Source organism: Luteimonas saliphila, from assembly GCF_016774335.1.
GTDB lineage: Bacteria > Pseudomonadota > Gammaproteobacteria > Xanthomonadales > Xanthomonadaceae > Luteimonas > Luteimonas saliphila.
Genome location: NZ_JAETWA010000031.1, coordinates 18,249 through 39,143 on the forward strand (window position 1 = coordinate 18,249; position 20,895 = coordinate 39,143).

Sequence of the window (20,895 nt, forward strand, 5' to 3'; positions counted from 1 at the left end):
ACGCGGGGTTGACGTCGGCGACGACATACTGGCGACCGAGACGCGACGCAGCCGAAGGAGGCGCACGCCATGGGCATGCTGGTCGAGGGCTGCTGGAGTAACGACGAGGACGCGCTGACCGACGGCAGCGGACGCCTGAAGCGCCCGGACGCGGCGTTCCGCAACTGGATCACGGCCGATGGCGGTCCCGGACCGACCAGCGAAGGCGGTTTCCGTGCCGAACCCGGCCGCTACCACCTCTACATCGCCCGCGCCTGCCCCTGGGCGCATCGCGCCGCGATCTTCCGCGAGCTCAAGGGTCTGCAGGACATGATCGGCCTGTCGGTCACGCACTGGTTGATGGCCGACGACGGCTGGACCTTCCAGCCCGGGCCCGGCGTGGTGCCCGACCCGCTGTTCGGCGTGGACACGCTGTGGCAACTCTATGTGCGCTCGAACCCGTCGTACACCGGCCGGGTCACCGTGCCGGTACTGTGGGACAAGGCCCGGGGCTGCATCGTCAGCAACGAATCGGCCGACATCCTGCGCATGTTCAACAGCGCCTTCGACAGCGTCGGCGCGCACGAGGGCGACTACTCGCCGCCGGCGCTGCGCGACGAGATCGACGCGGTCAACGCGCGCGTCTACGACGGACTCAACAATGGCGTGTACAAGGCCGGCTTCGCGAAGAAGCAGGCGGCCTACGACGAGGCGGTGGGCGGCGTGTTCGAGACGCTCGACTGGCTGGAACGGCGGCTATCGGGCGCGGAGTGGCTCTGCGGCGAACGCATGACCGAGGCCGACTGGCGGCTGTTCACCACCCTGCTGCGTTTCGACGCGGTGTATCACGGCCATTTCAAGTGCAACCTGCGGCGGCTGGTCGACTATCCGGCGCTGTGGCGGTACACGCGCCGGCTGTACGCGCATCCGGCGGTGGCGCCGACGGTCGATTTCGACCACATCAAGCGCCACTACTACCAGAGCCATCGTCACATCAATCCGACCGGAATCGTACCCCAGGGACCGATCTTCGCGTTCGACGCGGATTGACGCCGCCCCTTCGGGTTACGGCGAGCCCGCGCGGCCGGTCTGCTTCTCGTCGTCCGTCGCCTCGCGCACATCGAGCACGCGCACGTCGAAGTGCAGCGTCTGCCCGGCCAGCGGATGGTTGCCGTCGATCCGCACCCTGTCGTCGTCGACCGCCACCACCGTCACCAGCAACGGCCCGCGTTCGGTACGCGCCTCGAACTGCATGCCCGGCTCGACCTTGTCCACGCCCTTGAAGGATTCGCGCGGCAGGTCCTGCACCAGACCCTCGTTGCGCACGCCGTAACCTTCTTCCGGCTTGACGTCGACCTTGAGCGCATCGCCGGCCTGGCGGCCCGCCAGCGCCTTCTCCAGGCCGGGGATGATGTTGCCGGCGCCGTGGAAATAGCGCAGCGGCCGCGTCTCGGAGGACTGGTCGATGACCCGCCCGTCGTCGTCGGTCAGGGTGTAGTGGATGCTGGCAACGCGCGCAGGCGTAATCTCCATGGAAGATCTCCTTGGACGAGTGGATGTAGTGAGGGTGGTCCGGAATGGCACCGGTGGATACACGGTGCGAAGCGTGGACGCGCCACCACCTTAGCGACTGCGCGCGGATGACGCAAATGCGGCATTGGTGCAAGCGGGCGCGGAACGCCCGGTCTTGCTGCATATGCACAATCTTCCGGGCCGCGATGCTGCGGTCGATCGTTGTCTGGCGAACGCGCGGTATCGCCTTCGGGGCGACGACGTTGACGCCGCTCGCGCGATACGGCCTCGACACGATCGCGGCGGCTGTCGGAAACCGTGACAGGTGCCGTCCTCCACCCGTGGCATCTTCAGGTTACGCAGACATCGCGGGGCTACCATGCCGGGACCGACGCCACCGATCCGGGCGATGCCGAACGACTCGATTGCCGGGGAAACGCGAGCACGGAACCTGCAGTTCGTCCGGCGCATCCACGGCATGCGCATGCTGGGCACGCTGCTGAGCGCGCTGCCGATCGCATCGGTGCTGGACGAGCGCGGGGCGCCGCCCTGGGCCTGGGCGCTGCTCGCGCTCAATGCGCTGGCATGGCCGCAGATCGCCTCCCACGCGAGCCGGCGCGCGCGCGACCCGGTCGCCGCGCAGTTCCGCTGCCTGGCGCTGGATTCGGCATCCGCGGGTGCCTGGGTCGCGGCGATCGCGGTCAGCACCGCACCCGCCGCCCTGTTCGTCACCATGGCCACCGCCGACAAGATCGCGGCCGGCGGCTGGCCGTTCGTGCGGCGATCGACACTGGCGCTGCTGGGCGCCTTCCTACTGGTCTGGACCCTCATGGGGTTTCCCTTCCAGCCGATCACGTCGCAGCGCACGCTGCTGCTGTGCATACCCTTCATGTTCGTCTACGCGGTCGTCCTGAGCGTGGTGACCCATCGCCTGAGGAGCCGGATCCTCGCCCAGAACCGCGAGCTCGAGCGCCTCAACCGCACCGATCCGGCGATGCAGGTGCCCAACCGGCCGCACTTCGAGGCGGTGGCCTCGATGGAGCTGGCCCGCTTCCGCCGCTCCGGACGCCCGGCGACCCTGCTGCTGCTCGACGTCGACAACTTCAAGACGATCAACGACCGCTACGGGCACGGCATGGGCGACATCGTGCTCAAGCGCATCGCCGACCTGCTGCGCGTGAGCGTGCGCGAGGCGGACCTGCCGGCGCGCTACGGCGGAGACGAATTCGCCGTGCTGCTGGTCGACACCGACACGGCCCGGGCGTTGCAGGTCGCCGAGCGGATCCGGCAGGAAGCCGCGCAGCAGACGTTCGATGCCGAACCGGGCCTGCGCTGCACGCTCAGCATCGGCGTGGCGCAGGCCACCGCCGACGACGCCACGCTCGATGCCTGGGTGCGCGCCGCGGACGGGGCCCTGTACCGGGCCAAGGCCGCCGGCAGGGATCGCGTGGTGGCCGCCTGAGCGGGAGCATCCGGTGCGCCCACCGGCCCGGCGTCGGGTGCCGGTGCCGCCGCTCAGCGCGGCGGATCGTGGTCGCCTTCCGCGCGACCTGATGCGGGCGGCGCGAAATCGACCAGCACCGGGAAGTGGTCCGAAGGCAGGCGCCCGTCCACCGGCTGGTCCAGCGTCCGGGCGCGACGGACGCGCAGGCCGCGATGCAGCACCCAGTCGATGCGGTTGCCCGCATCGCCGGTGAAGCCGTGGAACGTGCCTTCTGGACCCTCGCGCAGCGGGGCCTGTGTCCAGGCGTCGCGCAGGGTGCCGGCGAGCGCGCGATGCACGGCGCCGCCCGGCACGTCGTTGAAGTCGCCGACCAGGATCACCGGCACGCCGGGCGGCAACTCCGCCAGCCGCCGCAGGATCAGCTCCGCACCGCGGACCCGCGCCGCCTCGTCCTCCGCGCGATACGGCAGGTGGGTGTTGAACAGGTAGAACCGCAGCCGGTCCGCGCGGCGCTCGAACAGCCCCCAGCTGACCATGCGCGGATACGGATGTCCCCAGCTGATGCTGCCGACCGCTTCGGGCGTGTCCGACAGCCAGAAATGGCCGGATTCGAGCAGGCGCAGCGCATCGCGCCGGTAGAACACGGCCATCTGTTCGTCGTCCCGTCCACCGCGCCGGTCGCGCCCGAACCAGTCGTACTGCGGCAGGCGCTCCGCCAGGAACTCGCCCTGCCCGCGAACCAGTTCCTGGGTGCCGATCAGGTCCGGGTCCGCTTCGCGGATCGTGCGCACCATCGCTTCGCGGCGCAGCTCCCAGCGGTCCGGGCCGTCCGCGTCGACCGGCACGCGCACGTTGAAGCTCATCACCCGCAACGGCGGCCCCACCTCCACCGACTGGCACCCGTTCAACACGAGCAGCATGAGCAGCAGACAGGCCGTCGGCCATCGCAACGGCCGCAACGGATTTCGCAGGGCGCGCGGGCGCATCATCCGCGCGAAGTCAAACCCGGTGTCCATGCGCCTCCTCGACGCTTCAGTCGCGTGCCGCGGCGGAGCGCCGCCGCAGTTGCCAGGATGCCAGCAACACCGCCGGCAGCGCGATCGCCGCGCCCGGCCACACGCCCCAGACCAGGGCGGCCGCGAGCGCGGCGTAGAGCGCGACGCCGCCGACGATCACACGCGTGGCATCGTCCACGGCCGGCACGTCGCGGTCGCGACGCAACTCGAAGCGCAGCACGAGCGCGATCACCGGCGCGACCATCAGCAGGCACAGGGCGATCCAGCCGGCACGCCCGGCCCAGAAGCCCGGCTCGCCCGGCAGACCCGCATCGATCGGCAGACCGAGCCGCTCGCCCAGCCACGCCGCGGGAAGTTCCGCCAGCTTGTGCCACAGGTACAGCGGCATGCCGAGCGCGCCGAGCACCGCGATGGCGCGTGCCGGCGCGTGGCCGGCCAGCAGGCGACGCGCCAGCGGTTCGAACAGCAGCACGGCGCCCACCTGAAGCCACATCACCCCGACCAGTGCCAACGTCGGCGGCAACATGTTGTTGCCGGCCAGCGCCACGCCCACCATGGCCACCGGATAGCCGCTGGCCAACGCCAGCGCCAGCCATGCAGCGCCCAGCGCGAGAAAGCCCGCTCCCACGCCCACGCCATGGAAGCGTCCACGCTTCCAGGCGATGCCGAGCTGTTGCGGCAGCAGCCACACCACCAGCATGTTGAGCCAGGCGACTCCGGCCGGGCGCGCGTCGACGAGCGCGCCCAGCCGGCGCAGGTCGTCCAGCGACGACGCGCCCGCGCGCGCCAGGTCGAGTCCTGCCGCCAGCGCCACCAGCGCCAGTACCGCGCCGAGGCCGAAACGCGCGTCGAGCCGCAGGCACCACGGCAACAGCGCCTGCACCGTCAGCAGCATCGCCAGGAACCACAGGTGGATGGTGAGCGACTGGTTGAACACGCCCAGCAGTCGCCCGCCCGACAGCAGCGATACCGCCGCCAGCGCCACCAGCACCGCGAGGTAGGTCACCGTGGGCCGTGCCAGCGACAGCGCGCGCGTCGCCCACCAGTTCCACTGACCGCCATCGGCCACACGCCGCGCCACGCCCTCGCTGCTGACCGCGGCCGAGACGAAGACGAACAGCGGCACCACCTGCACCAGCCAGGTGAGCGGGCCGGCCGCCTCCCAGCTCGCCAGCAGATGGCCGGTGTCGACCAGTTGTCCGTCCTGCAGCCGCGGCAGGGTCGCGATCCAGTGCCCCAAGACCACCACCAGCAGCGCGCAGGCGCGCAGGGCGTCGGGATACGGGTCGCGTTGCGGTTTGGACATCACGATCGCCTGGGCCGGACACCAGGCGCATGGTAGCGGTCGGGCCGCGCACAAAGACCGGCCGTGGGATGCATGTTCCGCCGCACGGCTGCGGCCGCCCGACGCGCCACCCGCCGGCGGCGGGCAGGTGGATCGCGACGCACTGGCGCGGCGCACCTGTGCTCTGTCGAAACCTCGATCCAGCGCGGCGTTCGCCTGTCCTGCGCGTGCGCGCGATCGCCGCAACGAGCCGCATGGGCGAAGACGTCGGGCGCGCGCCATCCACATGGTGCGATGCGACGTTGCAGTCCAGGAGGGGCGAACGCAGCGTGCCGGGCGGCGCGGACGGCGATCTCAGAGCGTCTGCGTCACCTCGGCGCCGCGACGGGTGAGGAACTCCGCGGCGCGCGCCTGTTGTTCCGCCGACAATGCATGGACCACGATCGTCGTCCCGCCCTCGTCCATCGCATCGCGCGTAGCCTGGATGTAGCGGTCGTGGTCGGGGCGCAACGACACCAGTCCGCCGACCAGCAGCCCGGCGGTCGCGCCGAACCCCAGCGCCGCCAGGCCGGCCGCCCAGGGCGACTGCACGACGAAAGGCACGCCCACCCACATCAGGATCCCGAACAGGATCAGGCCGACCACCGCGCCCGCGATGCCAAGCCGCACATGCGCGACCACGATCGTGCGCCAGATGCCGCCGCCTTCCGGCTCCAGCTTGATGTCCACGTCCGCACTTTCGGGCGTGACCATCTTGACCTGGGCCGGCTGCACGTCGAGTTCCGCGATCATGGACGCGGCCGCGTCGCGCGCGGCGTCGCGGCTGGCGAAGACCGCGGCCAGCTTGCTGTTGGAGACCTCGCCGGTCACGGGATGGTCGGACATCGCAGCGGCTCCTCGTGGCAAGCCGGGATTCTCGCAGGGCGCGCGTCGATCCGATGTGAGAGGGCCGTGGCACCGGATCGGCGAACCCGGTAGCGACCATGGTCGCGCCGAGGGTCAGTCGGCCGCCGGAACCGCCCCGGGCAACGTCTTCCCTGCGCGCCAGCCGAGCGCCTCGAGCGCCTCGGGCGTCACCGCCACCTCCTCCACCCCGGGCGGACGCCCCGCCAGTTCGAAGCGGCGCAACTCGACGCTGCGGAACAGCGCTCCCGCATACCCGTCCAGCAACACGTCGCGCGTGCCGAGTCCCGTGGCCTTGCGGAAGTCCTGCACCGTCGCGAAGCGCGCCTCGCAATCCCTGCCGCGCGCGGGGCTCCACAGCAGCAACGGCTCGCCGCCCGGCTCCGCGCGGACGTAGACATTGCCGTCCACGCGCGTGGTCATCGGCCGCTTCAGCGAGCCGCACATCGCGGCCGGCTGCTCGAAGCGCAGCAGCGGCGCGTCGAAACCGGCGCTCGCCGCCAGCAGGTTGCCCTCGAACACGTGTCCCTCGCGCTCGTCCACGTCCGGGCCGGTCTGCGGATGCCAGCCGAAGTGGTCGCCCTGGGCGCTGCGCTCGTTGCGGTCGAACAGCACCGGCGAGTCGAGGAAGGTGTTGTGGTAGACGCGCGCATCGGCGCTGTTGAGCACGCGGATGCCCTGCTCGTTGTCCACGAACACGTTGCCCGCCACCACCACGCCCCTGGAGATCTCGAAGAAGAATCCGATCTGCGTGCCTTCGACGTGGTTGTTGGCGAACACGCCGTCGATGTTGCCCACGTCGTACCAGACGCCGTTGGAATGCGGGTGCTCGATCACCAGGTTGTCGCGCACCGTGACCCGGTACGACTGGTTGAAGATCTTCACCGCCGCCGGGTAGTAGCCGGTCAGCCGCTCGATGTTGTTGCGGCGGATGATGTTGCGCTCCAGCAGCACGTCCGACGAGCCGATCACGTAGATGCCCTCGGTGCCGGTGTCGCTGATGAGCGAGTTGCGGATCACCAGCCCGTCGCCGCGGAAGTAGCCGGCCACGCGCGAGGTGAAGCTGATGGTCACGTTCTCGAGCGTGGTGCCGACCACTTCCTTGCCGTGGTCCGCGGGGTCGGACGGGCCTACCGGGTCGTCGGTCGGTTCCTCGTTCGGCCCCGTCGAAGGCTTCTTGCCCTCGATGTCGATGGCGCGGAACGCGTACTGGGTGAAGGTGAGCCCGCGGATCGTCGGGCCCTTGCCATCCGATTCCTTCCCGTGCACGGCACGCGATGGCCGATGCAGGGCGATGTCGTGCGCGGTGATCTCCACCAGCCGGTCAGCCGGATCGACGCCGATGTAGACGTAACCCTGTTCGTAGTCGATGTAGTAGCCCTCCTCGCCCAGTTCGCCGGCCCAGCCCTGCGACAGCAGCGGCTTGCCGTCGACGAACACCATGTCGTTGTTGAAGCGGTGCAGCGGCGTGCGCATGCCCTCGCGCTCGCGCCGCCACCAGGCAAGCGGCTGCGCCGGGAACAGCGTGGTCCATTTCGTGCGCCAGACGCCGTCGCGCAGTTCCTCCCAGTCGCTCGCCACGCGGGTGCCCTTCAGGACCGGTCGCTCGTCCCGGTACGGCTGCAGGGTGATGCCCTGGTTGAGCTGCAGGCCGCCGGTACGGTAGGTGCCGCCGCGCAGGACGATGGTGTCGCCGGTGACCACGCGCGCGATCGCGGACTCGAGCGTGGTCGGCTGCGCAGGCGCGGTGCCCGTCGCGTCCATAACGCCATTCGGGGCCACGTAGTAGACGTTCCCTTGTGCAGGTACCTCGTAGGACTGCGCGACCGGACCGTAGGGGCCGCCGGAGGGCTGCGCCGCACCCGGTGCGGCGAGCATCGCACCGAAGGCGCACAGGGCGATCCGGCAGAGTCGGGACATCCGGATACGGAACGCGAGGCGGACAGGGTGCGACATCGACATGCATTCCTCCCAGAAACTGTCGGATGCGGAGCATGCAACCAGGCGTAGCGATGCATGTTAGCGCTACCAACTCTAGCACCAGGACGGGCCGCGACGCGACCCATGGGATGCGGCCACCACGGCGGCCCGCGATGTCACGCGTCGTCGAGCGATGCCATTGGCCGGGACCTTGCCGTCTCCGCCCCCGGGGTCGTGGCGGCGCCGCCGAACACGCCGTCCGCCTCGACTTCGACCAGCCAGCGCGGGTCGATGAAGCGGGACACTTCGACGAACGTGCACGCCGGCTTGCTCCTGCAGAACAACTCCCTGTGCGCCTTCGCGGCATCGCGCCAGGTGTCGATGTCGGTCAGCATGATCCGGGTGCGGATCACGTCGCCCATGCCGAGGCCTGCAGCTCCCATCGCCGCGGCGATGATCTGCAGGCATCGCCGGGTCTGCCCGTAGACATCGCCCGGTGCGGCCACCGACCCATCAGCGGCGACCGGGGCGGTGCTGGCCACGGCCAGCAGGTTGCCTATGCGGACCGCGCGCGAGAAGCCGATGCTCGATTCGAGCTCGGACCCCGAGGAGATGTTGGAGCGCATGCGTCGTCGTCCTGCTGGATTCGATGCCGGACCCGATCGCGCTTTGCGATCCCGGCGGGTTGGTCCGGCGCGACCGCTGCCGGTTCGGTCGCATCCGTTCGGTGCAGGTCTTCCCCGAGGTTCCGATCCTCGGGGCGGGCGTGTGCGTCGGCAGCTGCGGCCACACCCTGGCCGGTCGCCAGCGGCAGCCGCAGGCGGCTGCGTTCCCGGTCGCCCGTCGTCTGCCCTGCCGTCCGCGTCGCGCGCATCACCCGCCCGGCGGCGCCACCGCCAATCCGGCCGCCTGCGCGGCAAGCGTTCCGCATTCGGCGTCGAACTCCGGCGGCGCGCCGGATACGCCGACGCCGCCGATGCCGATGCCGTCGCGCGTGAACAGCGGCATGCCGCCACCGATCGTGGCGATCATCGGCGCGGTCGGCATGTTCCAGGTCCCGGTGTCGGCCGTGGGATTGAGGTACACGGCGGCCGAACGGCCTTTCCAGTGCGCGACCGCCGTGGTGGCCGGCGTCGCGCCGTCGTGCCTGGCGAAGCTCACCAGGTCGCCGCCGTGGTCGAACACGGCGACGGCGACGGTGAAGCCCGCGGCTGCCGCGTGTGCGAGACAGTGGTTGCGGATGGCGTCCGCGGTGGCCGATTCGAGCACGGCGCGCGTGCCTTGCGCCGCAACGCCCGGGCTGGAGCAGGCGAAGGCGATGGCGATCAGGCAGGTGAAGACGTGTTTCATGGGATCTCCTCGGAAAGGTGGGCCGCGGGACGGATGTCGCGCGGCGCTTATTGCCGACGCTCCTCCTGCGCCGTGAGCCGGAGGATCTGGCCGGGGTTGTCGGTGACCAGGTAGATCGCCCCGTCCGGCCCGACCACGGGTTCGTAGGGACGCCCCTGGGTGGTCACCAGGATTTCCTCGTGCTGGACGCGATCGCCGTCGATGGTGAGCAGGCGCAACTGGCGCGGCGAGAGCGCGGTGACCAGGGCCTTGCCCTGCCACAGCGGGAACTGGTTGCCGGCGTAGAACGCCAGACCCGAGACGCCGATCGAGGGCCGCCAGTACCACGCCGGCTGCTCCACGCCATCGGCACGCTGGTGCGGCGTCAGCACGGTGCCGTCGTAGTTGATGCCATGCGTGACCACCGGCCAGCCGTAGTCTCCGCCCCGGCGGACGATGTTCAGCTCATCGCCGCCGCGCGGACCGTGTTCGGTCGCCCACAGGCGCCCCGTGGCCGGTTCGAACGCCATGCCCTGCGGATTGCGGTGGCCGAGGCTGTAGACGGAGGCCAGCGCATCTTCGCGGCCCTGGAACGGGTTGCCGGGTGCCGGCGTTCCGTCCGGCAGCATGCGATGGATCTTGCCGCTCGGCCGTCCCGGTTCGCGCGAGAGCTCCTGCACGCCGCGGTCGCCGACCGAGAAATGCAGTCGCCCCTCGCGGTCGAACGCCATGCGTCCGCCGAAGTGCCAGAACGGCTCGCCGTAGTGGTCGTGGTCGGCTTCGTACACCACCTGCTGGTCGACCCAGTCGTTGCCGCGCAGGCGCCCGCGCACCACCCGGGTCATCGCCAGCGGGCCGCCCTCGGGACCGGTGGTGTCGAGCGGATGGCTGTAGCTGAGGTAGATCCAGCCGTTGCTGCCGTACTCCGGATCCACCGCGATGTCGAACAGCCCCGCCTGGTTCCAGCGGTGGCTGTGGACATAGACGGGCGGGATGCCGGCCACCGGCTGCGGCTGCAGCACGCCGTCGCGGACGATCCGGAGCCGGCCCGGCCGCTCGCTGACCAGCACGGTGTCGGCGTCGAGGAAGGCCATCGCCCAGACCGTCTCGAGCCCGTCGGCGAACACCTCCACCCGCACCGCGTAGTCCAGCGTGTCGACCACGCCGGGGACGGCATCGAACTCGCGGGGCGGTTCCTCGGCGGCGGCCTGTTCATCTTCGTCCGGTTCCGGCTCCGCCTGTCCTTCGCGCGCGGGCAGGTACGCCGCGATCGCGGTGATCTCCTCCGCGGCCAGGATCCCGCCGAAGGCCGGCATCCCCTGCGAGGGCACGCCGATGTGGATGGCCCGCTCGATGTCGCCACGCGTGCCGCCATAGCGATAGGTCCGCGCGGAGAGCGCCGGCCCCAGGCCCGTCCCCTGCCGGTCGGCGCCGTGGCAGGACGCGCAATTGCGCTGGTAGAGCGCCGAGCCGTCAGGCGAGGCCGCGATCGACGTGCCGGCGGCGAGCGCCAGCAGCGGCGCAACCGCGACAAGGGCCAGGGTTCGGGTACGGGCAACAGGCATGGCAGGTCCTCCTGGGCAGCGGCGAGCCGCCGCGACCCGGGCAGGAGAACCTGGATGCCCGGTCCTTCTGGATGGAGGAACCCTAGGGTTTTGCTATAGATTCGGTGCAGGCGCCCGTCGGGCGTCGCGGAGGAGCCCGGCATCGGGTGGTGGAACGGGTGAGCGAACAGACGGCCATCGGAAAGATCGAGGTATCGCCGGCGGAGCGTCCGGGCCGCGCCGGGGCCTTGAACTTCAGTGCCGGCGAAGCGCTGGTCCAGCCCACGCTCAACCGCATCTCGATCCGCGGCCGCGTCGCCCAGGTCGAACCCAAGGTCATGCAGGTGCTGGTGCTGATGGCGGAGCGGCCGGGGACCGTGATCTCGCGGGACACGTTCCTCGACACCGTCTGGGCCGGCACCATCGCCGACGACTACCTGCTCAACCGCGCGGTCTCGGAGCTGCGCAAGATCTTCGACGACGATCCGCAGGCGCCGCGTTACATCGAGACGATCCGCAAGGGCGGCTACCGCCTGATCGCACCGATCGCACCGGCCAGGGTGGCTGCCGCTCTCGCGGCGCCCGCACCGGGCGCGTCGCCCGACGCAACCGAACCCGCCGGCCCGACACCGGCCGCGGCCGACCCCGCCGAACCGGAGGCAGCGCCGGAGGTCCGCCGACGCACGACGCCGATCGTCCTGGCGCTGGCAGGCGTCGCGGCGCTGTCGCTGGCGGCGTGGCTGCTGCTCCCTCGCGCGCCGTCCGGGTCCGCCACCGCGCCCGCCTTGGCGCACGACGTCCGGCCGCTCACCAGCTTCGTCGGTCGTGAACTCGAACCCGCGCTGTCGCCCGATGGCAGCCGGGTCGCCTTCATCTGGGATGGCGGCGGCGCCTTCGACGTCTACGTCAAGACGATCGGCAGCGAGGAGGTGCTCAACCTCACCGACAGCCCGGTCGACGAGCGCCATCCGCTGTGGACCGCGGACGGGCGCGCCCTGCTGTTCGCGCGCACCGACGACACCGGCATTTCGCTCATGCGCGTGTCCGCGCTCGGTGGCGGCGTCACCCGGGTGCTGCGCGACGGAACGATGCGCGAGATCCGTGGCATGAGCCTGTCTCCGGACGGCACTCGTGTCGCCTACGCCGGGCGCCAGGGTGCAAGCGAGCCGTACCGCATCGTCGTGGCCACGCTCGAGGGCGGCGAACGCCGGATCCTGTCGACGCCCGACGCGGGAACGCTGGGCGACACCGACCCGCGCTTCTCCCATGACGGCCGTACGATCGTGTTCGTCCGCGGCGTCAACGAGGTCGCCAAGGACGTCTATCGGGTCCGCGCCGATGGCGGCGAGGCGACCCGCCTGACCTTCGACAACCGCAAGATCAACGGCCTGGCATGGTCGCCCGATGGCGGCCGGATCCTGTTCACCTCGACCCGCTCCGGGACGTACGCGCTGTGGTCTGCGGATCCGGACAGCGGCGCGCTGGAGGCGGTGGGGCTGGGCAACGAAGACGTCCACCAACCGGCGACCGCGCCGGGCGTCGACGCAATCGCCTTCGAACAGTGGATGCACCGCTCGCAGCTGCGCCGGATCGACCTGTCCGGGCAGGCCGACGCCGACGCCGGGCGCCTGCTCCATTCGACCCGCTGGGATTCGAACCCGGCCTGGTCGCCCGACGGTGAACGCATCGCCTTCATTTCCAACCGCAGCGGACCGCACGGGGTATGGGTCAGCCAGCGCGACGGCAGCGGCGCGGTGCAGATCGCCGCGTTCGAGGGGATGTTCGTCGACAATCCCGCGTGGTCGCCCGACGGTGCGCTGATCGCCTTCGACGCCAGCCCCGAGGGCAGGACCGCGATCTTCACCGTCTCCCCGGAAGGCGGCACCCCGCAGCGGATCGTCGACGGTCCCGGCGACAACCGCAATCCGGCGTGGTCGCGCGACGGCGCCTGGCTCTATTTCGAGTCCAACCGCAGTGGCGAATGGCGCGTCCATGCGTTGCCTGCCAATGGTGGCGATGCGATCGCGGTGACCGCCGGGCCCGGTGCCCATCCACGCGAGTCGGCCGACGGCCGCCACCTGCTCTACAGCAAGCCCGACGTGCCCGGCCTCTGGTCGCTGCCGCGGACGGACTGGCGGACCCGGGCCGGACGCGCTGAGGAGACCCTCCTGTTCGCCGGGCTCGACCCCCGCGATGGCGGCAGCTGGGCGCCCGCGGACGCCGGCGTGTACTTCCTGCGTCGTCCGCCGGGGGACGTGCCGGTCCTCTCGCTGTTCGCCCACGCGGACGCGACCGCGACCGACCTGGTTGCGCTGTCCTCGGACTTCGAGGGAGGGGGCTTCGACCTGTCCCCGGACCAGTCCCGGCTCCTGTTCTCCGAGATGATCGCCCGGGAAAGCGACCTGCGCCTGGCCGTCCCCCGTCGATGACCGGCGCCGGGGTCGACATCGATGTCCTTCGCCGGCGCGGTCGGTCGGGACTGCATCCGCGTGCCGCGGCAGTCCCCTGCCCCCATTCCTGCGGTCCGGGCGCGGGCGGCGGCGATCGGCCCAGACCCGGCCGCACTCCGGGGCCGACGAAGTGCGGCCCCTGCGACATCCGCATCCGTCCCGTGCATCCGGAGGAGCGTCACCGCTGACCGGAGGTCAAGGGCCCGGCGTCCGGGATCAGCGCAGCGGCACGATGCCGTGCGACGCGCGTTCGCACACGACCAGTTCGTCCGGGCCGGTCGACGCTCCCGTTGCGCGCACCCGCATTCCGGCGGCGAGCGCCTCGACGGCCACCGGCGGCGCTTCGCACAGGTTCCAGCGCGCCGGCAGGTGGACCGAGACCGAGCCACGTCCGGGCACGTCGATCATCACGATCGCGTTGCCGTCGTAGGTCCACGGCCGGGTATCGATCGACACGATCATGCCCTCGACCGGGACCGGGTCGCCGGACGCGGACCCGGCATCGGGCGCCGCATCGGGCGCCGCATCGGGCGCGGTGCCGCAGCCCGCGGCCGACAGGGCCAGGCAGAGGGCTGCCTGAAAGCGTGCATGACAGGGGTATCGCGGCATGGGGACTCCTCGGGCTGGAAGGCCGATCGCGTCACTGTCGCACACGCGGGCGAGGCGATCCGTGTCGCACGTTCGCTCGCGGTTCGCAGACGAGGGGCGCGGGTTCCGCAAGCCTGAGACGCACGCGCCGGCCGTCGTCGGAGGTCCGCTCGGGAAACCGCGCGAAGCGAACCCGCCCGCTTCAATCGTTCCCGGCCAGCGCATCCGCCAGCGACGGCTCCACGCCCGGTGCGCCGGGGTCGCCGCGCAGCTCGCCCAGCGGCGGGATGACCAGTGTGGTGTATTCCTCGTAGTGCGCGGTGGGCAGGTCACGCAGGGCGAGGCGCTCCGCGCGCGCGGTTTCGATCGGCAGCCGCGCGGCTTCGTAAAGGATCACCTCGTGCCCGGGCGGATACCAGCGCAGCAGCTTGTCGACCAGCGCCTGCAGGCCCTCGCGCTCGGCGTGGAAACGGGTGCAGGACAGGTCGCCCGACAGCGCCACCTGCCACAGCAGCACCAGCCCGGCGGTGTCGGGCTGGCGATCGTAGTGGAGGAAGTGGGTCGCCTCCATCGACTGCACGCCGCGACGGCCCGGATCGATGCCGAGGTCGGCGTACAGGCAGGCTTCGGCGGAGATCCCCGGCTCCATGCGCGCCGGGATCCCTTCCGCGCGCGCCTTGCGCACCACAGCGTGGGGGACGTCGGCGAACACGCCCGGATGGCCGTAGAACACCGCGCACACGCGCTTGCCGTCGCGCACCTGGTCCATGATCGCCGCATCGATCTCGCGATAGGTCTGGCGCCGGTCCTTGCCCTCGGCGTAGTGCGCGCCGAGGTTGATCGCGTCGGGGCGGAAGTTCTGGATCATCGCCAGCGCGAACGGATCGGTCAGGCAGAACACCACCTGCGCCTCGCGGATCTCCGACAGGCAGCGCTCGTTGACGTGGCGCCCGAATTCGATGCCGCTGCCGACCACCACCAGGCCCGCACCCGCCGCCGATTCGGCCGCCTCCTCGTTCGCGCACACCACCCGGTCCCGGCCTTCGTACTTGGCGCGGTACAGCGCCTGGTCGGCCTCATGGATCAGCTGTTCGAGCGTGGCGGCATGGCCGTTGGCCTGGCAGACGCCCGAGCTGATGCTGAAATGCACGGTCTGCCCGAACACGCTGATCGGCTCGATCCGGTCGCGCAGGCGTTGCAGCAGGCCTCGCGCCTGCGCGGCCTCCGCCTCGAGCAGGATGGTGAATTCGTCGCCGCCGCTGCGCCCGGCGATGCCCTGCTCGCCGACGATCTCGCGGATCCAGGTCCCCAGCGAACGCAGCGCCTCGTCTCCCGCGGCGTGGCCGTGGCGATCGTTGACCTCCTTGAACCGGTCGATGTCGGCGACGATCGCGGTAAACGGCCGCCCGTTCCCGCGCGCGCGGGCGAACGCTACTTCGCCGAGCCTGCGCACGTGCTGGTAGTTGTGCAGGCGGGTCAGGCTGTCGTGCTCGGACTGCCAGCGATAGCGGCGCCGTTCCCGGAATGAGCGGCGCAGCAGCACGGTGAGCAGCAATGCCGTGGCCAGCAGGGCGACCACGCCCGCGGCGAGCAGCCACTGCCGCCGCTTGGTGGCAGTGACCTGCAGGGCAGCCAGCTCCCGCTCGGCTTCGAGCAATGCGATCTGTTGTTCCTTCATCCGCGTGTCGAATTCGACCTGCAGGTAGGTCAGGCGCCGCGCACGGGCATCGGCCTCGGCGGCCGCCGAGGCCGACATGGCCTGCTTGAGATGCGCCAGGGCCGTGACGAGGTCGCCGCGCCGTTCGGCCAGTCTGGCCAGCAGGTGCTCGGTCTCGGCGATGGCGAGGTTGGATTCGTGTTCGCGGTAGTAGCGCAGGGTGTCGAACAGCAAGGCGCTGGCGTGGTCGAGATCCCGGTTCGACACGATCAGGCTTTCGGCAATGACCAGGCGCGTGCTCCAGGCGCCGGCCGCGTAGCCCGCGGCCTCGAACTCCGAGAGCGCCTGCCGGGCCCAGCCCCAGGCCTCTTCATGCCGGCCCTGCCTCATCGCCATCTTGGCGACGCCGTACCTGCCGACCGCTGTGAAAACCGGGTCGCCGGCACGGGTGCAGGCTTCGATCTGCCGGCGCCGCCAGCCTTCCGCGGCACTGAAGTTGCCGGCGTGGTCCTCGGCCAGGGCCATTTCCGACAGGGCCACGCACAGGCCCCGGGCATCGTCCCTCGCCTCGACCGCCTCGACGGCGCGCAGCGCCATGTCGCGCGCCTTCTCCGTTTCCCCGACGAGGGTATGCAGGTAGCTGGCGGTTCCGAGCAGGGTGTGCGATTGCTCGGGCGCCTCGGGCAGGTACGACAGGCCCTCGTTAAGCCAGGTGAAGGCCCGCGACCAGTCCTCGATATTGGCGGCCACGTTGATGGCCGTACCGTAGATGCGTATGCGCAGCGCTGCGGGCATCTCCTCCGCCAGCAGCGCTGCCAGGCCCTCCAGCGCCTCCGTCAGCCGCCCGGCGAGCGCCAGGTTGCGCAGGCGGACATACTCGATGCGCTGGCGCTGCTCCGTGGTGAGCGCACCGGACCGCGATGCCAGCGCTTCGATTTTCGCGTTCGATTCCCGCCAGTGCGCGGTGACCGCAAGCGCCTCGATCTCGCTGACCTGCGCCTCCAGCGCGTCCGCGGCCAACGACGGCATGCCGACCAATGCCAGCAGCAGGACTGCGAGCGGAATCAGCCGATACATGCGCTTGCGACGGACGTTGCCGCGAAGGCGATTACTCGTAGCACTTGATGCTGTGGTTGGTGGCGAACTGTCCGTCCGTCAGCCCCGTGAGCTTCTTGATCGCAGCGTAGTCCTTCTCCGCCATCGCCCTGCGCTCGGCGTCGGCCAGGCCGGCGCGCTGCATCACCGCCTCCGGGTCCTTGTCGTACTCCGCGGCCAGCGCCGCATCGCTGCCAAGCTTGCGCATCAGATCAAGCAGTTTCGACATGTTCTTTCCCCCTGAATCGACCAGGCATCGTCACCTCGCGAACGCGACCCGGCGCGATGCAGTGACCCCATGACAACCACCCCGACGTACACGCCGCCTCCGGCGCCGCGGAACAGGCCGACATTAGCACAGGACCATGCCCGTACGGCGGTGGCAGCCCGACACGGGCGCATCATCGGCGCAGCGGGAAACAAGGTGCCTGTGCTGCGTGCTTCGGCGGTCCGGGATGGACCGGTACCGATCGAGCGCCCCCGCGCGGGCCCACTTCCGGACCGCGGGCGATGCCCGTTGATCCGGAATCCGCCGGACCAGGCACCTGTCGTCGAGAGCGCAGCGCGCGATCCCGCGTCGGGCATCGCGTACACCCTCGCGTCCACTCGACCGCGCGGACCGCGATGCCGCAGGAGCGCCGGCTGCGGTCGCGCTCGCCAGCGGGCCATCGGGCCATCGCGATCGGAGCGGCGACGATCTGCGCCCCGGTCCCCTGGGACCACGCCAGCAAGACATGGATGTTCTGCGCGCGACTCACGGCCCGGTGAGCGCGGATCGCGTGCGCGGCTTGCCGCGCGCATCCGGGCGGCCGCCCGGATGCGCTGCCGGGTGGCCGGACCGCGCAGCGGCCCTGGCCAAGCGACGGGCGATTCCCGGGCGCCGGGGCGCGGCGTCGATCCGGAGTCCTGACCGGGACGTCTGCGTACGGGCCAGGCCGCGAGCGCGTGCGCACGACCGGCGCCCGCCATATCGGAAACGGCAGTGGTGCATACCCGACCGCATATGTCGCCCTCGTGCGCGGCAACGATCGCCCGCCCGAAGCCGATGCCCACCTGCCGCCGCCAACGCCCTTGGGATCGGGCGTTTCGACGCACCGGGGTCCTGGTACCGGCGCTGCACGCGGACCGACCGTTGCGTCCCGGCCCATCCGCGTACTACCCCGATGCCGCGCGGGATTCGACTCGGCAAGGGCTTTTCGACAGACTCCGATCCCACCCGCTGCCGGGCACGCCTGCGCGCATCGCGCGCACGAAATGCCCGACGCGAACACAGCCAGCCCAAGGAACGCCAAACGCCCATGACCGTCCTGAATTCCCTGCGCGCCGTCGCCTGCTGCGCCCTGCTCTCCGCCTCCCCGCACCTGTTCGCCGCCACCGTCACCGGCACCGTCCAGGCCGACAAACCCGGTCCGGTGATCGCGCCGGAACTCTACGGCCAGTTCATGGAGCAGCTCGGCACCGGCGTCGACGGCGGCGTCTGGGTCGGCCCGGATTCGGACATCCCCAATACCCGCGGCTTCCGCAACGACGTGCTGGCGGCGCTGAAGGAACTGCAGGTCCCGGTGCTGCGCTGGCCGGGCGGCTGCTACGCCGACATCTACGACTGGCGCACCGGCATCGGCCCGCGCGACCGGCGCCCGGTCACCCTCAACCGCTGGTGGGGCAACAAGGAAGAACACAACGCCGTCGGCACCCACGAGTTCTTCGAATTCGCGGAACTGCTCGGCGCCAGGACCTTCCTCAACGTCAACGTCGGCACCGGCACCCCGCGCGAGGCCGCGCAGTGGGTGGAATACATCACCTCGCCCACCAATTCGGCGCTCGCGCAGGAGCGCCGCCGCAACGGCCGCGAGGAACCGTGGAAGATCGACTTCCTCGGCATCGGCAACGAACCCAACGGCTGCGGCGGCCGCATGCGCGCGGAGACCTTCGCCGACCTGTTCCGCCAGTACTCGGGCTTCATCGCCCCGCATGGCGGCACGACGATGATCGCCTCCGGCCCCGACGCGACCAGCGCGGAATGGACCCGCACCACGATGGAACTCGCCGGCGAGCACCTCGACGCATTCTCGATGCACTACTACACCCTGCCCACCGGCGACTGGAGCGCGAAGGGCCCGGCGACCGGCTTCGACCAGGCGCAATGGCGGGCCACGTTCGAGCGCACCTACATGATCGAGCCGATGATCCGGGAACAGTCCGCGATCATGGACGAGTTCGATCCGGAGGCGGAGAAGGCGCTGGTGATAGGCGAATGGGGCACCTGGTACGACCCGACGCCCGGCTCGCCAGGCGGCTGGTTGCAGCAGCAGAACAGCATCCGCGACGGCCTGGTGGCGGCGGTCAACCTCAATATCTTCCATCGCAACGCCCGGCGTCTGCGCGCCGCGGGCATCGCGCAGATGGTCAACGTGCTGCAGGCGATGATCCTCACCGACGGCGCGAAGATGCTGCGTACGCCCACCTACCATGCGTTCCGGATGTACCGGCCGTTCCAGGGCGCCACCTCGCTGCCGCTGCAACTGGACTCGCCCGCCTACGGCAGCCTCGAGGCCGTGGACGGCACCGCCGCGCGCGGCCGCGACGGCAAGCTGCATGTCGCGCTGGTGAACATCGATCCGGACGCGGCGATGAACGTCTCGCTCGCGCTCCACGGCACGCAGGCGACCCGCGCGACCGGGCAAGTGCTCACCGCGGACGCGATCGACGCGCACAACACCTTCGACGATCCGGACAACGTCCACCCGGTGGCGTTCGAAGGCGCGCGCGTCTCGGACGGGAGATTGACCGCCACCCTGCCCGCCAAGTCGCTGATCGTGTTGACCCTGGAGTAATTGCGAGGTCCGCATGGACCCGGCCCGCGGAGACCACAGGGCGGGCGTCGGCGGGCCAATGCGATGGCCCTCCGTGCCTCGCGGTCCCCGCGCATGGCATCCGCTTTTCTCCCCCTGCCGCGCCCCCATCCCCGACGGCACGCCGCTTGCGACGGGCGTACGCGTACCCGGCCCGATTACGCGGGCTGGAACACCGGTTCGAGCAGCCGGAACGTGCCGGCATCGGCGTCCAGTTCCACCCGCCCCCCGACCGGCACGATGAACTGCTGGCGGATGTGGCCGATCATCGCGCCGCGATAGGCCGGAACGCCCAGCGGCCTGATATGGTCGTCGAGGATCTGCGACAGGGTCAACGAGCCGTAGCCGTCGCCGGGGTCGCAGTCGGTGCACTCGCCGAAGATGAAGCCGGCGATCCGGTCGAGCGCGCCCATCAGCTTGAGCGTGGTCAGCATGCGGTCGACCCGATAGGGCGCCTCGGACACATCCTCCAGGAACAGGATCCTGCCGCCGAAGTCGGGCACGTACGGCGAGCCGGCGATGGCCGTGAGCACCGTCAGGTTGCCGCCCACCAGTTCACCGCGCGCCTTGCCGCCGGTGATGGTGACCGTACGGTTCTTGCGCGGCACCAGTTCGTCGCCGGCCTCGACCAGGTTTTCGTAGCGCATCAGTTCGCGCTCGAAGAACACGCGCCGGAACTGGTCGACGTTGAACCGGTTCCAGCTGCCGGCGCCGATGGGGCCGTGGAAGGTCACCAGGCCGGTCCGTGCATGGATGGCGCTGTGCAGCGCGGTGACGTCGGAATAGCCGAGCAGCGCCTTGGGGTTGGCGCGGATCGCGTCGTAATCCAGCAGCGGCAGCAGGCGCGCCGCGCCGGAGCCGCCGCGCGCGCAGACGATGGCCTTGACGTCCCGGTCGGCGAAGGCGGCGTTGATGTCGCCGGCACGCTGCGCATCGGTGCCGGCGAGGTGACCGCGGCGCGCCGCGTAGTGCGCGCCGGTCTTCACCCTGAAGCCCAGCGCCTCCATTGCCTCGCGCGCGAGCTGCAGATCGAAGCTGTCGTCGACTGCGGACGACGGGCTGACCAGGCATACGGTATCGCCGGGCGCAAGCGGCACCGGCAGCAGGCGTGCGTGCGGCGCCGCGCTCGCGCTGCGCACGGCGGCAAGTGGAAGCAGGGCGGCCGCCAACGCAGCGTTGCCGAGGAAGTCCCGCCTGTGCATGTGTGGCTGCCTGTCGGACCCGGTTCCGGACCAGATTAGCACCGGTCACGCGCAACAATCCGCCGGGCGCAACGCGAGGCGACGGATGCGTTCCGCACCGCAGCCGATCGCCGATCCGT

Annotated in this window: 16 protein-coding genes; 4 read left to right on the forward strand and 12 right to left on the reverse strand. The window is 70.7% G+C overall.

The genetic code is table 11. The features are described 5' to 3' along the window. Positions 1–69 precede the first annotated feature (69 nt). The gene (locus JMO03_RS07860; RefSeq protein WP_202842235.1) at positions 70–1,029 is read left to right on the forward strand and encodes a glutathione S-transferase family protein; all 960 of its coding nucleotides are present in this window, start codon (positions 70–72) and stop codon (positions 1,027–1,029) included. Between the two features lie 15 nt (positions 1,030–1,044). Here the strand turns inward: JMO03_RS07860 and JMO03_RS07865 are convergent, their stop codons facing one another. Next, positions 1,045–1,512, reverse strand: coding sequence for an FKBP-type peptidyl-prolyl cis-trans isomerase (locus JMO03_RS07865; RefSeq protein WP_202842237.1), 468 nt, complete (start codon positions 1,510–1,512; stop codon positions 1,045–1,047). Positions 1,513–1,900: 388 nt separating this feature from the next. On the opposite strand from JMO03_RS07865, the gene JMO03_RS07870 reads away from it, so the two are divergent. Beyond that, positions 1,901–2,953 (forward strand): sensor domain-containing diguanylate cyclase, encoded by a 1,053-nt coding sequence (locus tag JMO03_RS07870; RefSeq protein ID WP_202842239.1) that lies wholly within the window; start codon positions 1,901–1,903, stop codon positions 2,951–2,953. A gap of 53 nt (positions 2,954–3,006) precedes the next feature. Here the strand turns inward: JMO03_RS07870 and JMO03_RS07875 are convergent, their stop codons facing one another. The 7 genes from JMO03_RS07875 to JMO03_RS07905 form a co-directional block, all read right to left on the reverse strand. Further along, positions 3,007–3,921, reverse strand: a complete 915-nt coding sequence (locus tag JMO03_RS07875; RefSeq protein WP_202842435.1) for an endonuclease/exonuclease/phosphatase family protein — start codon at positions 3,919–3,921, stop codon at positions 3,007–3,009. A 46-nt stretch (positions 3,922–3,967) separates the two neighbouring features. After that, positions 3,968–5,257 carry an acyltransferase family protein gene (locus JMO03_RS07880; protein ID WP_202842241.1) on the reverse strand — a complete coding sequence of 430 codons (1,290 nt, stop codon included), beginning with the start codon at positions 5,255–5,257 and terminating at the stop codon, positions 3,968–3,970. A 333-nt stretch (positions 5,258–5,590) separates the two neighbouring features. Continuing rightward, positions 5,591–6,121: a hypothetical protein gene (locus JMO03_RS07885; RefSeq protein ID WP_202842243.1), complete on the reverse strand. Its 531-nt coding sequence runs from the start codon at positions 6,119–6,121 to the stop codon at positions 5,591–5,593. A 114-nt stretch (positions 6,122–6,235) separates the two neighbouring features. Next, the gene (locus JMO03_RS07890; protein ID WP_202842245.1) at positions 6,236–8,059 is read right to left on the reverse strand and encodes a right-handed parallel beta-helix repeat-containing protein; all 1,824 of its coding nucleotides are present in this window, start codon (positions 8,057–8,059) and stop codon (positions 6,236–6,238) included. A 176-nt stretch (positions 8,060–8,235) separates the two neighbouring features. Continuing rightward, complete coding sequence (locus tag JMO03_RS07895; protein WP_202842247.1) at positions 8,236–8,685, reverse strand: Rid family hydrolase; 450 nt, start codon at positions 8,683–8,685, stop codon at positions 8,236–8,238. A gap of 247 nt (positions 8,686–8,932) precedes the next feature. Continuing rightward, positions 8,933–9,409 (reverse strand): heme-binding protein, encoded by a 477-nt coding sequence (locus tag JMO03_RS07900; protein WP_202842249.1) that lies wholly within the window; start codon positions 9,407–9,409, stop codon positions 8,933–8,935. A 47-nt stretch (positions 9,410–9,456) separates the two neighbouring features. Then, positions 9,457–10,953: a PQQ-dependent sugar dehydrogenase gene (locus JMO03_RS07905; RefSeq protein WP_202842251.1), complete on the reverse strand. Its 1,497-nt coding sequence runs from the start codon at positions 10,951–10,953 to the stop codon at positions 9,457–9,459. Between the two features lie 158 nt (positions 10,954–11,111). On the opposite strand from JMO03_RS07905, the gene JMO03_RS07910 reads away from it, so the two are divergent. Beyond that, positions 11,112–13,361: an LpqB family beta-propeller domain-containing protein gene (locus JMO03_RS07910; RefSeq protein WP_202842253.1), complete on the forward strand. Its 2,250-nt coding sequence runs from the start codon at positions 11,112–11,114 to the stop codon at positions 13,359–13,361. A gap of 237 nt (positions 13,362–13,598) precedes the next feature. Here the strand turns inward: JMO03_RS07910 and JMO03_RS07915 are convergent, their stop codons facing one another. From JMO03_RS07915 to JMO03_RS07925, 3 genes are all read right to left on the reverse strand, one after another. Beyond that, on the reverse strand, positions 13,599–13,991 hold the full coding sequence (locus JMO03_RS07915) for a hypothetical protein (RefSeq protein WP_202842255.1): 393 nt from the start codon (positions 13,989–13,991) through the stop codon (positions 13,599–13,601). Between the two features lie 181 nt (positions 13,992–14,172). Then, the gene (locus JMO03_RS07920; protein WP_202842256.1) at positions 14,173–16,704 is read right to left on the reverse strand and encodes a diguanylate cyclase; all 2,532 of its coding nucleotides are present in this window, start codon (positions 16,702–16,704) and stop codon (positions 14,173–14,175) included. Between the two features lie 31 nt (positions 16,705–16,735). Further along, the gene (locus JMO03_RS07925) at positions 16,736–16,951 is read right to left on the reverse strand and encodes a hypothetical protein (RefSeq protein ID WP_202842258.1); all 216 of its coding nucleotides are present in this window, start codon (positions 16,949–16,951) and stop codon (positions 16,736–16,738) included. Positions 16,952–18,020: 1,069 nt separating this feature from the next. Between JMO03_RS07925 and JMO03_RS07930 the strand changes: the two genes are divergently transcribed. Continuing rightward, positions 18,021–19,556 carry an alpha-N-arabinofuranosidase gene (locus JMO03_RS07930; RefSeq protein WP_202842259.1) on the forward strand — a complete coding sequence of 512 codons (1,536 nt, stop codon included), beginning with the start codon at positions 18,021–18,023 and terminating at the stop codon, positions 19,554–19,556. A gap of 176 nt (positions 19,557–19,732) precedes the next feature. On the opposite strand, the gene JMO03_RS07935 is transcribed toward JMO03_RS07930, so the two are convergent. Next, on the reverse strand, positions 19,733–20,776 hold the full coding sequence (locus JMO03_RS07935; RefSeq protein ID WP_202842260.1) for a S66 peptidase family protein: 1,044 nt from the start codon (positions 20,774–20,776) through the stop codon (positions 19,733–19,735). Between the last annotated feature and the right edge of the window lie 119 nt (positions 20,777–20,895).

Bases quoted from the DNA above. Each gene is read 5' to 3' on its own strand.
- JMO03_RS07920 (WP_202842256.1), bottom strand. From the start codon at position 16,704: ATGTATCGGCTGATTCCGCTCGCAGTCCTGCTGCTGGCATTGGTCGGC.
- JMO03_RS07870 (WP_202842239.1), top strand. From the start codon at position 1,901: ATGCCGAACGACTCGATTGCCGGGGAAACGCGAGCACGGAACCTGCAG.
- JMO03_RS07885 (WP_202842243.1), bottom strand. From the start codon at position 6,121: ATGTCCGACCATCCCGTGACCGGCGAGGTCTCCAACAGCAAGCTGGCC.
- JMO03_RS07890 (WP_202842245.1), bottom strand. From the start codon at position 8,059: ATGTCCCGACTCTGCCGGATCGCCCTGTGCGCCTTCGGTGCGATGCTC.
- JMO03_RS07875 (WP_202842435.1), bottom strand. From the start codon at position 3,921: ATGCGCCCGCGCGCCCTGCGAAATCCGTTGCGGCCGTTGCGATGGCCG.
- JMO03_RS07915 (WP_202842255.1), bottom strand. From the start codon at position 13,991: ATGCCGCGATACCCCTGTCATGCACGCTTTCAGGCAGCCCTCTGCCTG.
- JMO03_RS07905 (WP_202842251.1), bottom strand. From the start codon at position 10,953: ATGCCTGTTGCCCGTACCCGAACCCTGGCCCTTGTCGCGGTTGCGCCG.
- JMO03_RS07880 (WP_202842241.1), bottom strand. From the start codon at position 5,257: ATGTCCAAACCGCAACGCGACCCGTATCCCGACGCCCTGCGCGCCTGC.
- JMO03_RS07900 (WP_202842249.1), bottom strand. From the start codon at position 9,409: ATGAAACACGTCTTCACCTGCCTGATCGCCATCGCCTTCGCCTGCTCC.
- JMO03_RS07895 (WP_202842247.1), bottom strand. From the start codon at position 8,685: ATGCGCTCCAACATCTCCTCGGGGTCCGAGCTCGAATCGAGCATCGGC.
- JMO03_RS07930 (WP_202842259.1), top strand. From the start codon at position 18,021: ATGACCGTCCTGAATTCCCTGCGCGCCGTCGCCTGCTGCGCCCTGCTC.
- JMO03_RS07935 (WP_202842260.1), bottom strand. From the start codon at position 20,776: ATGCACAGGCGGGACTTCCTCGGCAACGCTGCGTTGGCGGCCGCCCTG.
- JMO03_RS07865 (WP_202842237.1), bottom strand. From the start codon at position 1,512: ATGGAGATTACGCCTGCGCGCGTTGCCAGCATCCACTACACCCTGACC.
- JMO03_RS07860 (WP_202842235.1), top strand. From the start codon at position 70: ATGGGCATGCTGGTCGAGGGCTGCTGGAGTAACGACGAGGACGCGCTG.
- JMO03_RS07925 (WP_202842258.1), bottom strand. From the start codon at position 16,951: ATGTCGAAACTGCTTGATCTGATGCGCAAGCTTGGCAGCGATGCGGCG.